The sequence below is a fragment of the Variovorax sp. 22077 genome (assembly GCF_052044195.1).
In the GTDB taxonomy this organism is placed as follows: Bacteria; Pseudomonadota; Gammaproteobacteria; order Burkholderiales; family Burkholderiaceae_C; genus Variovorax; species Variovorax atrisoli.
In genome coordinates this window covers 106,332-120,308 of the sequence record NZ_JBQEQC010000009.1, presented here as the reverse complement: position 1 = coordinate 120,308, position 13,977 = coordinate 106,332, and the positions used below count along the sequence as shown (strand labels likewise).

Genomic DNA, 13,977 nt, shown 5'->3' with positions numbered 1-13,977 from the left:
GGCCTCCAAGGCACTGCAGGCGCTGCGCGCCTGCAGTGCTTGGAATGAATTGAGAGGTCGCCGCGGGTCTTTTCGAGGGGCGCTCGCTGGCGGTACCCAGCGGTGCCGGTAACCCAGAGTCGTCTCGTGCACCGCGACTGCATCAGCATCTCACCCAAGACAACGAGCCAGAACACAGGCTCGAAATCAACCCGCGGCCCAAATCCCTGGCCGAGCAAAGCGAAGGCCAGTCCAGGCTGCTCAAGAAGCCGAGCGAAGCGATGGCACGGGGCGCTCCCTTCTGGCTGCGCCGAGGAGCGCAGACGTAGGAGGGACAAGGGCCGCAGCTGTCTGAGCGCAACGCAGTGGAGCGAGTTCTGCGGACCCCCTCCTACGTCGAGCACCGCAGGTTGCCCGTAGCGAAGCGAAGGGACGCAGACAGCAGGGTCGCCTTTCTTTTGCCTACGTTTCTTTGGCGAAGCAAAGAAAAGTAGGTCGGCCGCCGGGCCGAGACCCGGCCCTGGGAAGCAACCGCCAAACAGAGTCTCACGAAGCCAGAACAACGAGCAGCCCCCGAAAAGCAACCCAACCCCAAAAATCAAACCAGCACCCACATCAAAGTACCCAACGGCGGCACATCCACAGAAACCGAATCCGCCTTCCCATGCCAGGCAACAGCCGAGCTTTCGACAACCCCGTTCCCCACACCGCTCCCCCCATACACGACCCCATCCGTATTGATGATCTCCCGGTAAGCCCCCGCAGAGGGAACACCGAGCCGATACCCCATCCGAGGCACTGGCGTGAAGTTGCAGACCACCACCACAAACCCCCCGTCGCGAGCCCGGCGCACGAACGCGAAGACCGACTGGTCCGAGTCGTCATGCACGATCCACTCGAACCCCCTCGCCTCATGGTCGAGCTCATGCAGGGCCGGAAAGTGCCGATACACGTTGTTCAGGTCGCGCACCAGCCTGCGCACCCCCTGGTGCGACGCATGCTCCAGCAGATGCCAGTCAAGGCTGCGGTCGGCATTCCACTCCGCGTACTGCGCGAACTCGCCGCCCATGAAGAGCAGCTTCTTCCCCGGATAGGCCCAGAGGTACCCGTACAGGTTGCGCAGTCCCGCGAACTTCTGCCATTCGTCGCCGGGCATGCGCCCGATCATCGAACCCTTGCCGTGCACCACTTCGTCGTGCGAGAGCGGCAGCACGAAGTTCTCGCTGTGCGCGTACATCAGCCCGAAGGTGATCTGCCGGTGGTGGTGCTTGCGGTAGACCGGGTCGGTGCCGGCGTAGGCCAGCGTGTCGTTCATCCAGCCCATGTTCCACTTGTAGTGGAATCCCAGGCCGCCGTCCTCGGGCGGGCGGGTGACGCCGGGAAAGCTGGTCGATTCCTCGGCGATGGTCACTGCGCCGGGCCGCTCGATGCCGACCACGCGGTTCATGCGGCGCAGGAATTCGATGGCCTCCAGGTTCTCGCGGCCGCCGAGCGCATTGGGTATCCATTCGCCCGACTTGCGGCTGTAGTCGCGGTAGAGCATCGACGCCACGGCGTCCACGCGCAGGCCGTCGACGCCGTAGCGCTCCAGCCAGTACAGCGCGTTGCCGACGAGGTAGTTGCGGACTTCCGTGCGCGCGTAGTTGAAGATCAGCGTCTGCCAGTCGTTGTGGAAGCCTTCGCGCGGGTCGGCGTACTCGTACAGCGCGGTGCCGTCGAAGCGGCCCAGGCCGTGGGCGTCGGTGGGGAAGTGCGCGGGCACCCAGTCGAGGATCACGCCCAGCCCCGCCTCGTGCGCCGCCTCGACGAAATGGCGGAAGTCGCCCGGCGTGCCGAAGCGCGAGGTGGGGGCATAGAGGCCGATGGGCTGGTAGCCCCACGAGCCGTCGAAGGGGTGTTCGCTCACGGGCAGCAGCTCGATGTGCGTGAAGCCCATGTCGCGCGCGTACGGCACCAGCGTGTCGGCCAGCTCGCGGTAGTCCAGCCACTCGTGGCCGTTCTTGCGGCGCCACGAGCCCAGGTGCACTTCGTAGATGCTGATGGGCGCGTCGCGTCCGTTGGCGGCGGCGCGGCCCTCGGGCATCTTCACCGGCGCGGGCAGGGGCTGCACTACGCAGGCGGTGTCGGGGCGCAGCTGCGCCGAGAAGGCGAAGGGGTCGGCCTTGCGCAGCACTTCGCCCTGCGCAGACAGGATCTCGAATTCGTAGCTGTCGCCCACGGACACGTGCGGCGCGAAGATCTCCCACACGCCGCACTCGCGGCGCAGCCGCATCATGTGGCGCCGGCCGTCCCAGTTGTTGAAGCTGCCGACCACCGACACGCGCTTCGCGTTCGGCGCCCAGACCGCGAAGGCCACGCCCTTCACGCCGTCGATCTCGCGCAGGTGCGCGCCCAGCCGCTCCCACGGCCGCAGGTGCGTGCCCTCGGCCAGCAGCCACACGTCGGTCTCGCCGAGCACGAAGGAGAAACGGTAGGGGTCTTCGAGCCGCGAGGTGTGGGTGTCCCAGTCGACCTGGAACGAATAGCCCATGCGGGCCTCCGCGGCGGGCACGAGGCCGCTGAAGAGGTCGGATTCGGGATGGCGCGTGAGTATCGACAGCGGCCAGCCGGTGCGCGAATGCACCACCGCCACGTGCTGCGCGCCGGGCAGCAGGGCGCGCACGACCAGGCCCTCGGGCGTCTCGTGCGGACCGAGTACGGCGAACGGGTCGCCGTGCTCGGCGCGCATCAGCGCGTGGATTTCGGACTCCGGAAGGGGCTTGACGGGCATGTTGGATGGGCTCAGCTGGGTTCTTCGCCGGCGGGCGCGCCGAAGAATACGCCGTACGGCGCCAGCTGCAGCATGCGCTTTCCGTCCGCGGTGTGGATGACGGATGTCTCCGCCAGCGGCTGTCCGACAACAGGAGCAATGCCGTGGGGCAGCGGTATCGCTGCCGGCTCGCCGCCGAAGTTGAAGATCGCCTGCATCGACGAAGCGCCGTCGCCGTGCCGCTCGAAGTGCAGCAGCTGCGGCGCCGGCGTGTCGAAGAAGCGGATGGCGCCGGTGCGCAGCAGCGGCTGGGTGCGCCGCCAGTGCAGCAGGGTGCGGCTGAAGGCGAGCATCGAGTCGGGGTCGGCGGCCTGGCGCTCGATGGCCAGCGGCAGGTGCGGGCCGTACACCGGCAGCCAGGGCGTGCCGGTGGTGAAACCGCCGTCGGGTGCTTCAGGGGTCCAGGGCATGGGCGTGCGGCAGCCGTCGCGGCCCTTGAACTCGGGCCAGAAGGCGCGGCCGTACGGGTCCTGCAGCAGCTCGAAGGGCACCTCGGCCTCGGGCAGGCCCAGTTCCTCGCCCTGGTAGATGCTGGCGCTGCCGCGCAGCGAGAGCAGCAGCGCAAGCCAGAGCCGGTCGCGGCGGGTGTCGGGCGCGCCGCCGCCGCTCCAGCGGGTGGCGACGCGCGGCACGTCGTGGTTCGAGATCGCCCAGCAGCCCCAGCCGCCGGTGTGCGCGAGCGCGGTGTCGAGCGCCTCGACCTGGTGGCGCAGGTGCGCGGGGCTGTGGTCGGCCGTCAGCAGGCTGAAGCTGTAGGCCAGGTGCAGGCGCTTGCCGAGCTCGGTGTACTGGGCCATGACCGGCGGCGCGTTCTCGTCGCCGACCTCGCCCAGCGCCACCGCGCCATATTCGTCGAGCAGCCGGCGCAGCCCTTCGAGGAACGCCAGGTTCTCGTGCTGGCTCTTGTCGTACAGGTGCTGCTGCATCGCGTACGGGTTGTCGGCGCGCACCGTGCTGACTTCGCCGATGGAGGCCAGCGTGGCCGGCGGGTTGTCGCGCAGCAGCGCGTCGTGGAACTGGTGGTTGCAGGCGTCGAAGCGGAAGCCGTCCACCCCGCGCTCGCACCAGAAGCGCACCTCGCCCAGCAGCGCCTCCTGCACTTCGGGGCAATGGAAGTTCAGGTCGGGCTGTTCGGCCAGGAAGCTGTGCAGGTAGTACTGGCGACGGCGCGAGTCCCACTGCCAGGCCGGGCCGCCGAACACCGACAGCCAGTTGGTCGGCGGCGTGCCGTCGGGCTTGGGGTCGGCCCAGACGTACCAGTCGGCCTTGGGGTTGTCTCGCGAGCTGCGGCTTTCGGCGAACCAGGCGTGCTGGTCGGAGGTGTGCGAGAGCACCTGGTCGATGACCAGCTTCAGGCCCAGCTCGTGCATGCGCGCCAGCATGGCGTCGAAGTCGGCCAGCGTGCCGAAGAGCGGATCGACCGCGCGGTAGTCGGACACGTCGTAGCCGAAGTCCTTCATCGGCGAGCGGAAGAAGGGCGACACCCAGATCGCATCGACGCCGAGGCTGGCCACGTGCTCCAGCCGGGACGTGATGCCCGGCAGGTCGCCGATGCCGTCGCCATTGCTGTCCATGAAGCTGCGCGGGTAGATCTGGTAGATCACCGCGCCGCGCCACCATTCGCTGTTGCTGCCGTCGGTTTTGCTGCTGGCCATGCCGGTCCCTGTGGTCTGAAATCATTGTGGCATGCGAAATCCGGGCCAGTGGGGCCGGTGATGCTGCCGGTTGGGCGGCCATGCGGGGCGGCGCAGCGCGGCGTGGGGCTTCGCGAAGCTTTCTACACTGGGCGCCGTTCCCGGTTTTCAAAATGACGATTCCCGATTCCGTTTCCCCACCTTCCTCCCTGGCCGCGCTCGAGGCCCGGCTCGCCCAGGACCTCGCCTACCTCGGCTGGCCCGCCCGCAACTGGATGCCCGCTCGGCAGGCCGCCGGCGGCGAAACCATGATCGACGTGGCCATCATCGGCGGCGGGCAGGCCGGCCTCGCCGCCTCGGTGGCGCTGGCACAGCTGGGCATCCGCGCCGTGATCTTCGACCGCTCGCCAGCCGGCAGCGAAGGCCCCTGGGCCACCACGGCCCGCATGGAGACGCTGCGCTCGCCCAAGGAGCTCACCGGGCCCGCGCTGGGCCTGCCCGCGCTCACCTTCCGCGCCTGGTTCGAGGCCCAGTTCGGGCTGGAGGCCTGGACCGCGCTGGACAAGATCCCGCGCCTGCAGTGGATGGACTACCTCGTCTGGTACCGCCGCGTGATGAACGTGGACGTGCGCAACGGCATGGCCGTGACCGCCGTGCAGCCCCTGCCCGACGCGGCCGGCGTGCGCCTCGAACTGCGCTCCGGCGATGGCGAACGCAGCAGCAGCGTGCTGGCGCGCCGCCTGGTGCTGGCCACCGGGCGCGACGGCCTCGGCGGCCCGGCGGTGCCGGCCTTCGTGAACGCCCTGCCGCGCTCGAAATGGGCGCATTCCTCCGACGTGATGGACTACGGCCGGCTCAGGGGCCTGCGCGTGGGCGTGATCGGCGCGGGCTCCTCGGCCATGGACAGCGCCGCCACCGCGCTCGAAGCCGGCGCCCACAGCGTCGAGCTGCTGATCCGCCGCCCCGACCTGCCGCGCGTCAACAAGGGCAAGGGCGCGGGCGTGCCTGGCCTCACGCAGGGGCACTACGACCTGCCCGACGAACTCAAGTGGCGCATCCGCCACTACATCAACGTATTGAACGTGCCGCCGCCGCACGGCAGCACGCTGCGGGTGTCGCGCCATCCCAATGCCTTCTTCAACTTCGGCTGCCCGGTGCTGTCGGTCGAACCGAAGGGCGAGGGCATGGTGGTGTCGACGCCCAGGGGCGATTTCGAATTCGACTTCCTGATCGTCTCCACCGGCTTCAAGGTCGACTGGCCGAACCGCCCCGAGTTCGCCGCCATCGCGCCCCACGTGCGCACCTGGAAGGACCGCTTCACGCCCGCCACCGGCGACGAAGACCAGGAACTGGCCGATTCCCCCGACCTCGGCCCCGCCTTCGAGTTCAAGGAGCGCTCGCCCGGCGAATGCCCGGGGCTCGCACGCATCCACTGCTTCTGCTATCCGGCGGCGCTCTCGCACGGCACGGTGTCGGGCGACATTCCCGCCATCAGCGATGGCGCAAAGCGACTGGCCAGCGGCATCGCGAGCCTCTTCTACCGCGAGGACTTCGACCAGCACTGGGCCTACCTCCAGGAGTTCGCGGAGCCCGAACTCTTCGGCGACGAATGGACGCCCGCGCTGCCGCCACAGGAGAGAAATCGATGAGAAGCCGACAAGAGACCGATAAAAGACCCATAAGAAACCGCGAACCATGACAAGCACACCCGTTTCCGATGTGATCGATGCCGTCGTCCCCCTGGCGCCGGACCAGCCCACCTGGGCGCTGCGCCGCCAGCGCGAGAAGGTGCTGGCCGCGACCCAGGGCAGCTATGACGCGATGTTTTCCCCTGCGGTCGAAGGCCTCTCGGTGGCCGAGCGGCTGTTCGTGGCGCTGCACGCCTGCCGCGTCTCGAAGGCCGACAGCCTGGCCGGGCACTACCGCGACCGGCTCGTGGCCGAAGGGGCCGACGCCGCCGTGATCGCGGCCGTCGATGCCGGCAAGCCCGTGGCCGACGCGCGCCTGCAGGCTGTGCTTGCCTTCACCGGCAAGCTGATCGAGCGCCCCATCGAGGGCGACAAGGCTGCCGTGCAGTCGCTGGTCCAAAGCGGCCTGTCGACGCCGGCCATCGTGGCGATGAGCCAGCTGATCGCCTACCTGTCGTACCAGATCCGCGTCGCCGCGGGCCTGAAGGCGCTGGCCGCGCTGGAGGTGGCGGCATGAGCGCCGCGCCGGGCCGCCCCAAGCAAGCTCGCACCGCAGTGCGAAGCACGAAGGTATTCCAATGAGCGCTCCGATCCGCATCAAGGGCTTCACCAACGAAGTGCTCAAGTGGAAGCCGTGGCTCGACACGGTGGACGTCGACACCGCCACGCCGGAGCAGCTCGCGGCGCTGGACGAGATGAGCCCGCAGGCACGCACCTCGCCCTACTTCCTGGTGCTGGCGCACCAGCCCGAGATACTGCTGCAGCGCTCCATCGCCTTCAACGCGATCATGTTCGCGCCGGGCGGCATGCCGCGCGCCGAGCGCGAACTGGGCGCCACGGTGGAGTCGCGCGTCAACGGCTGCGTGTACTGCGCCTCGGTGCATGCCCAGCGCTTCGAGCAGCTGGCAAAGCGCAACGACGTGATATCGCAGGTGTTCGAGGAGCCCGAGGGCGCCGGCACCACGGAGCGCGAGAAGGCCATCGTCGAGTTCTCGATCCGCCTGGGCGCGGCGCCCGACAAGGTTTCGGCAGACGACGTGCGCAAGCTCAAGGAGGTGGGGCTGGGCGAGCTGGAGATCCTCGACCTGATCCACTCGGTGGCCATCTTCGCCTGGGCCAACCGGCTGATGCTCAACCTCGGGGAGCCCGTGTTCCCCGAGACCGACGCCTCATAGGCCTCATAGGCGCCCGAGCAGGCCGGCGATGGTCTCATCCGCCAGGCCCAGCGGCCCGACGAGGTCGTTCTCGCGGCGGTAGTCGATGCCGTTGACCAGCGAGGCCGCGTCCACGATGGTCCGCGTGGCGGGCGTGGGCACGCCGGCGATGGCCCCGAGCGCCTCGACGAAGGCCAGGCCGTAGGGCATGTCCTCGCTCAGGTAGCGCGTGTCCGTCTGCGTGGGGCCGGGCGGACCGCCGCGCTTGGCGTGCAGCTCGGCGGCGATGTCGGCGAGCTTTTCGGAGGTGGTGCCGAAGGAGCGCGCGAAGTGCGCCTCGATGGGGCCGAGCTCGATGCCGAAGGCGGCCGCCACGGCGCGGCGCTCGGCATCGAGCGCCTCGATCGCGCGCGACACGCCGGGCGTCATGCAGTGGTACTGCGGCCAGTTCTCGGCGCGCTCGATGCGCGTCCAGTTGAAGACCGCGAGCGGCCCGTGCGACTGCGGATTGACGTTGGCCAGGGCGCTGGCGAGCGCGCTGCCCTGCACGGAGAAGCCTTCGCCGAAGAGTTCGGTGCACAGCGCGACGGCCTCGTCGACACGTGCGCCGGGCAGCGCGGAGACACCGACTGCCTTGCGCCGCGTCATCACGCGGACCCGGATGCCCGACTCGCGGCGCGCCGTCAGCACGGTGGTGCCGAAGCTGGCGACGGTGAGACGCTGCAAGCCCGCGCGCACCGCCGCCTCGTGCAGGTAGAGCGACGACAGCGAGGCCATCGAACTGACGATGACCGTCTGGCCGTCGCGCAGGAAGGGCAGCAGCGCGTCCATCACGCGCCTGTGGCCGTTGACCGGCAGGGCGACCAGCAGCACGTCCGAGGCGGCGCAGAGCCCGGCCGCGTCGTCGGCGACCTCGACGCCCACCGAGAACGACTCGATGCCGCCGGCTTCCAGCGGCTGCGTGCGCAGGGCATTCGCCCCCCGGCCGCCCGGCGACCAGATCGTGACGCCATGGCCCGCCCGCCGCAACCAGGCCGCGCTGGCCAGCGCGATCGCCCCGGCGCCCGCGATGCCGACGCGATACCGCTTCGCCGCGACCGTCAACGCCGCCTCTCCATTCGGGGACACCGTGGAACCAGCTCGGCCGTGCCACCGTTGCTGCCCCCGGCGAGGGGGCCGGCGAAGCGACACGAAGTGCGTGAAGCCTGGGGAAGAGCCAGCCTATTCAACTTTGATGCCGCCCTGCTTGATGACCTTGGCCCAGCGCTGGCTGTCCTCGGTCACGACCTTGCCCAGCGCCGATGCGCCGCCGCAGGTGTTGACCGCGCCCAGCTGGGCGAAGCGCTGCTTCGTCTCGGGCAGGTTGCACACCTCGACCAGCGCAGCGGAAAGCTTCTCGACGCTCGCCGCCGGCATGCGCGCTGGCGCCATCACGCCGACCCAGACCGGCACCTCCATGCCCGGGAGGCCGGTGGCCTCGCCGATGGTCGGGGCCGAGCCCATGCCCGGCAGCGCGGCGCGCGAGAAGGTACCCAGCACGCGGGCCTTGCCGCTGGCGACCATGGGCTCGATCGAGGCCACGCTGGTCACGATGGTCGCCACCTGGCCGCCCAGCAGGTCGGTGAGGGCCGGCGCGGCGCCGCGGTAGGGCACGTGCAGCAGGTTCACGCCGCCGGCCTGCGCCAGCAGTGCACCGGTCAGGTGCGAGACGGTGCCGTTGCCGGTGGATGCGTAGGTCACCTGGCCGGGCCTGGCCTTGGCGTCGCGCAGCACGTCGGCCACCGTCTTGTAGGGGCTTTCGGCGCGCACCGAAAGCGTCATGGGGGTGTCGCCCACCAGGGCGACAGGCACCAGCTCGTGGACCGGGTCGTAGGGCAGCTTGGCCTGCAGGTGCGGCGCGATGGTGACCGCGCCGCCGGTGGCCAGCAGCACCGTGGCTCCGTCGGTCGCCTTGGCCACAGCATCGGCGGCCACGATGCCGCCGGCGCCAGCCTTGTTGTCGATGATGACCGGCTGGCCGAGCTTGTCGGTGAGCTTGGCGCCCAGGTAGCGGGCGATGACGTCCTGCGCGCCGCCGGTGGCGAAGGGCACGACGATGCGCAGGGGCTTGTCGTTCTGCTGGGCCCAAAGGGGTGTGGCGGCGAGGCCGGCGGCGGCCGCGAGGGCCAGGGCGAGGTGTTTCAGGCGCAGTTTCATGGTGTGTTTTCGTCCGCGGCGTGTAACGGGGGGCATGCATTTTTCGCGAAACACCGCGGAACCGGCTTTGCCGTGCCGCAGGTGCTGCCCCGGAAGGGGGTTGGCGAAGCGACGCGAAGTGAGCGCGGCCTGGGGGCGAGTCTAGTCCGGCGCGATAATCCCGCGTTCCCGGCCGCCTTGCGCCGGGCTCTTGCCGAACCGCCATGAATCCCAGCTACAAACCCAGCGACGTCGAGTCCGCTGCCCAGGCGCAATGGAGCGCCGCCGATGCCTACCGCGTCACCGAGGACGCGAGCCGCAAGAAGTACTACGCCTGCTCGATGCTGCCGTACCCCAGCGGCAAGCTGCACATGGGCCACGTGCGCAACTACACGATCAACGACATGCTCACGCGCTACCTGCGCATGAGCGGCTACAACGTGCTGATGCCGATGGGCTGGGACGCCTTCGGCCTGCCGGCCGAGAACGCGGCGCTGAAGAACGGCGTGCCGCCGGCCAAGTGGACCTACGAGAACATCGCCTACATGAAGGGCCAGCTCCAGGCCATGGGCCTGGCCATCGACTGGAGCCGCGAGATCGCCACCTGCGACCCGAGCTACTACAAGTGGAACCAGTGGCTGTTCCTGAAGATGCTCGAAAAGGGCATCGCCTACCGCAAGACCCAGGTCGTCAACTGGGACCCGGTCGACCAGACCGTGCTGGCCAACGAGCAGGTGATCGACGGCAAGGGCTGGCGCACCGGCGCGACGGTCGAGCGCCGCGAGATCCCGGGCTACTACCTGAAGATCAGCGACTACGCCGAGGAACTGCTCGAGCACACCCAGCACAAGCTGCCGGGCTGGCCCGAGCGCGTCAAGCTGATGCAGGAGAACTGGATCGGCAAGAGCGAGGGCGTGCGCTTTGCCTTCACGCACGACATCAAGGGCGCCGACGGCAAGCTCATCCAGGACGGCCGCATGTACGTGTTCACCACGCGTGCCGACACCATCATGGGCGTGACCTTCTGCGCCGTGGCGCCCGAGCATCCGCTGGCCGCGCATGCCGCCACGCTCGACCCCAAGGTCGCGGCCTTCATCGAGGAGTGCAAGAGCGGCGGCACCACCGAGGCCGAGCTCGCCACCCAGGAGAAGAAGGGCGTGCCCACGGGCCTGACGGTGACGCATCCGATCACCGAGGAGCAGGTGCCGGTGTGGGTCGGCAACTACGTGCTGATCAGCTACGGCGACGGCGCCGTGATGGGCGTGCCCGCGCACGACGAGCGCGACTTCGCCTTCGCCAACAAGTACGGCATCGAGATCATCCAGGTGGTGCTGGTCGACGACGAGCCGCACTTCGACTATCACAAGTGGCAGGACTGGTACGCCGACAAGCAGCGCGGCGTGACCATCAACTCCGACAACTTCAGCGGCATGACCTACAAGGAGGCCGTGGCCGCCGTGGCGCACGCGCTGGGCCAGAAGGGCCTGGGCGAGATGCAGACCACCTGGCGCCTGCGCGACTGGGGCGTGAGCCGCCAGCGCTACTGGGGCACGCCGATCCCGATCATCCATTGCGATGAGCACGGCGCGGTGCCGGTGCCCGAGAAGGACCTGCCGGTGGTGCTGCCCACCGACTGCGTGCCCGACGGCTCGGGCAACCCGCTGCACAAGCACGAAGGCTTCCACTCCGGCGTGGTCTGCCCCGTGTGCGGCAAGCCCGCGCGGCGCGAGACCGACACGATGGACACCTTCGTCGACTCGTCGTGGTACTTCATGCGCTACTGCGACCCGAAGAACGACGAGGCGATGGTGGCCGGCGGCGCCGACTACTGGATGCCGATGGACCAGTACATCGGCGGCATCGAGCACGCCATCCTGCACCTGCTGTACGCGCGTTTCTGGACCAAGGTGATGCGCGACCTCGGCCTGGTGAAGGCCGACGAGCCCTTCAGCAAGCTGCTGACGCAGGGCATGGTGCTCAACCACATCTTCTATTCGCGCAACGAGAAGGGCGGCAAGGACTACTTCCCGCCCTCCGAGGTCACGCCGGTGCTCGACGCCCAGGGCCGCATCGTCGGCGGCACCACCGCCGACGGCACGAAGGTCGAATACGGCGGCGTCGGCAAGATGGGCAAGAGCGAGCGCAACGGTGTCGACCCGCAGGACCTGATCGAGAAGTACGGCGCCGACACCGCGCGCCTGTACACCATGTTCACCGCGCCGCCCGAGGCCACGCTCGAGTGGAACGACGCGGCCGTCGAGGGCAGCTTCCGCTTCCTGCGCCGCGTGTGGAACTTCGGCGTCTCGCAGGCCGACGTGGCTCCGGTGGCCGTGGCCGGCCAGGCCTTCGGCAAGAACGCCCAGGCGCTGCGCCGCGAGGTGCACACCGTGCTGCGCCAGGTCGACTACGACTACCAGCGCATGCAATACAACACGGTGGTGTCGGGCGCGATGAAGCTGCTCAACGCACTGGAAGGCTTCAAGCCCGACGGCAGCGCGGGCGACGCCGCGGCGGTGCGCGAGGGCTTCGGCATCCTGCTGCGCTGCCTGTACCCGGCCACGCCGCACATCGCCCAGCAGCTGTGGAACGAACTCGGCTACGACAAGGACCTGGGCGGCCTGCTCGACGCGCCCTGGCCCGTGGTCGACGTGGACGCACTGGTGCAGGACGAGATCGAGCTCATGCTGCAGGTCAACGGCAAGCTGCGCGGCAAGCTCAGCGTGCCGGCCGGCGCCTCGAAGGACGAGATCGAGAAGCTCGCGCTGGCCTGCGACGACTTCGTCGAGTTCGCCGAAGGCGCGCCGGCCAAGCGGGTGATCGTGGTTCCGGGCCGCCTGGTCAACGTGGTCATCTGAAACGCCGGACGAACGGCTCAATCAACCAAGCAAGCATGAACACTCGCAATGTCTCGCTGCCGCGCCGCGGCCTCCTCCTCGGGCTGGCGGCCGGTGCCTCGATGGGCCTGGCCGGCTGCGGCTTCAAGCTGCGCGAGGCGCCCGTCTTCGCGTTCAAGTCGCTGTCGGTGTCGGGCAATTCGGCCATGATCAACCAGATCCGGCGCGAGCTGAGGGCCACGGGCACGGTGACCGTGCTGTCGCCCGAGGATGCGTCCAAGGCGGACGTCATCCTGGAGGTCCTGGGCGAGGACCGCAACCGCATCGTGATCTCGACCAATTCGGCCGGCCTCGTGCGCGAGCTGCAGCTGCAGCTGAGGGTGCGCTTCCGACTGCGCACGCCGGCCGGCAAGGACCTGTTGACCGCCGGAGACGTCTCGCAGACGCGCGACCTGAGCTTCAACGAGACCAACGCGCTGGCCAAGGAAGGCGAGGCCGACCTGCTGTTCCGCGACATGCAGTCGGACATCGCGCAGCAGCTGATGCGCCGGCTGGCGGCGGTCAAGGAAATCTGAGGCCGGCGTCTTCGCTTCTCCCATGCAACTCGCCAGCGCACAGCTCGCGGCCCATCTGCAGAAGGGCCTGAAGCCGCTCTACACGATCCACGGCGACGAGCCGCTGCTCGCGCAGGAGGCCGCCGACGCCATCCGCGCCGCCGCGCGCGCGCAGGGCTACACCGAGCGCAGCTCGTACACCGTGGCCGGCGCGCACTTCGACTGGAGCGCGGTGCTCGCGGCCGGGGGCTCGCTCTCGCTGTTCGCCGACAAGCAGATGGTCGAGATCCGCATTCCCTCGGGCAAGCCCGGCAAGGACGGCAGCGCGGCCCTGCAGCAGCTGGCCGAATCGGCGGCCGGCAACGACAGCACGCTCACGCTGGTGATGCTGCCCAGGCTGGACAAGGCCACGCGTACCGGCGCCTGGTTCTCGGCGCTGGAGAACAACGGCGCGAGCATCCAGGTCGACCCCATCGAGCGCAACGCGCTGCCGCAGTGGATAGCGCAGCGCCTGGGCCAGCAGGGACAGCGCGTGATGCCCGGCGACGAAGGCCAGCGCACGCTGCAGTTCTTCGCCGACCGCGTGGAGGGCAATCTGCTCGCGGCACACCAGGAGATCCAGAAGCTCGCGCTGCTGCATCCGGCCGGCGAACTGAGCTGGGAGCAGGTGGAAGGCGCAGTCAACAACGTGGCGCGCTACGACGTGTTCAAGCTCTCCGAGGCGGTGCTGGCGGGCAATCCGCAGCGCGTGGCGCGCATGCTCGACGGGCTGCAGGCCGAGGGCGAGGCCGAAGTGCTGGTGCACTACGCCATCGCGGAGGACATCCGCGCCCTCAAGCGCGTGAAGGACGCCATGGCCGCCGGCCGTCCGCTGCCGATGGCGCTGCGCGAGAACCGCATCTGGGGCCCGCGCGAGCGCGCCTTCGAGCGGGTGCTGCCGCGCCTTGACGACCGCATGCTCGCGCGCCTGCTGCGTGCCGCGCACGTGGTGGACGGCATCGTGAAGGGGCTGAAGCAGCCCGACTGGCCCGCCAGCGGCTGGCTGGCCCTGCAGCGGCTGGCGCTGATGCTGTGCCGCGCCTGCGGCAGCGCGGGCGGCACGCCGCGGCGCGCCTGAAGGCTCGCCGGTCGAAGCGGGCTGGCGGCTTCA

10 protein-coding genes are annotated in these 13,977 nt (G+C 69.3%); 6 read left to right on the top strand and 4 right to left on the bottom strand.

The features are described 5' to 3' along the window. Positions 1-577: 577 nt before the first annotated feature. Together glgB and ACTJLF_RS15120 are read right to left on the bottom strand one after the other, a co-directional pair. Complete coding sequence (glgB, locus tag ACTJLF_RS15125) at positions 578-2,749, bottom strand: 1,4-alpha-glucan branching protein GlgB (RefSeq protein ID WP_126184004.1); 2,172 nt, start codon at positions 2,747-2,749, stop codon at positions 578-580. 11 nt (positions 2,750-2,760) lie between these two features. Next, positions 2,761-4,443, bottom strand: coding sequence for an alpha-amylase family glycosyl hydrolase (locus ACTJLF_RS15120; protein ID WP_132799936.1), 1,683 nt, complete (start codon positions 4,441-4,443; stop codon positions 2,761-2,763). A 152-nt stretch (positions 4,444-4,595) separates the two neighbouring features. Here ACTJLF_RS15120 and ACTJLF_RS15115 point away from each other — a divergent pair, with 152 nt between their 5' ends. The 3 genes from ACTJLF_RS15115 to ACTJLF_RS15105 all read left to right on the top strand — a co-directional run bounded on the left by ACTJLF_RS15115 (position 4,596) and on the right by ACTJLF_RS15105 (position 7,285). Then, a complete protein-coding gene (locus ACTJLF_RS15115) occupies positions 4,596-6,071 on the top strand; it encodes an NAD(P)-binding domain-containing protein (protein WP_440883363.1) in 1,476 nt (491 codons plus the stop codon). A 46-nt stretch (positions 6,072-6,117) separates the two neighbouring features. Then, positions 6,118-6,627 carry a CMD domain-containing protein gene (locus ACTJLF_RS15110; protein WP_440883362.1) on the top strand — a complete coding sequence of 170 codons (510 nt, stop codon included), beginning with the start codon at positions 6,118-6,120 and terminating at the stop codon, positions 6,625-6,627. A gap of 61 nt (positions 6,628-6,688) precedes the next feature. Further along, positions 6,689-7,285, top strand: coding sequence for a peroxidase-related enzyme (locus ACTJLF_RS15105; RefSeq protein ID WP_440883361.1), 597 nt, complete (start codon positions 6,689-6,691; stop codon positions 7,283-7,285). Between the two features lie 3 nt (positions 7,286-7,288). Here the strand turns inward: ACTJLF_RS15105 and ACTJLF_RS15100 are convergent, their stop codons facing one another. Together ACTJLF_RS15100 and ACTJLF_RS15095 are read right to left on the bottom strand one after the other, a co-directional pair. Continuing rightward, entirely contained in the window at positions 7,289-8,392 is a 1,104-nt protein-coding gene (locus ACTJLF_RS15100; RefSeq protein ID WP_440883360.1) for an NAD/NADP octopine/nopaline dehydrogenase family protein, read from the bottom strand. Between the two features lie 93 nt (positions 8,393-8,485). Continuing rightward, positions 8,486-9,460 carry a Bug family tripartite tricarboxylate transporter substrate binding protein gene (locus ACTJLF_RS15095; RefSeq protein WP_440883359.1) on the bottom strand — a complete coding sequence of 325 codons (975 nt, stop codon included), beginning with the start codon at positions 9,458-9,460 and terminating at the stop codon, positions 8,486-8,488. Positions 9,461-9,663: 203 nt separating this feature from the next. On the opposite strand from ACTJLF_RS15095, the gene leuS reads away from it, so the two are divergent. Genes leuS through holA form a run of 3 tightly spaced genes read left to right on the top strand, consistent with a single transcriptional unit; the run spans position 9,664 to position 13,944 of the window. Then, positions 9,664-12,294, top strand: coding sequence for a leucine--tRNA ligase (gene leuS / locus ACTJLF_RS15090; protein ID WP_440883358.1), 2,631 nt, complete (start codon positions 9,664-9,666; stop codon positions 12,292-12,294). 35 nt (positions 12,295-12,329) lie between these two features. Continuing rightward, entirely contained in the window at positions 12,330-12,848 is a 519-nt protein-coding gene (locus ACTJLF_RS15085; RefSeq protein WP_440883357.1) for an LPS-assembly lipoprotein LptE, read from the top strand. 22 nt (positions 12,849-12,870) lie between these two features. Continuing rightward, entirely contained in the window at positions 12,871-13,944 is a 1,074-nt protein-coding gene (gene holA, locus ACTJLF_RS15080) for a DNA polymerase III subunit delta (RefSeq protein WP_440883356.1), read from the top strand. The last annotated feature ends 33 nt before the right edge of the window (positions 13,945-13,977 follow it).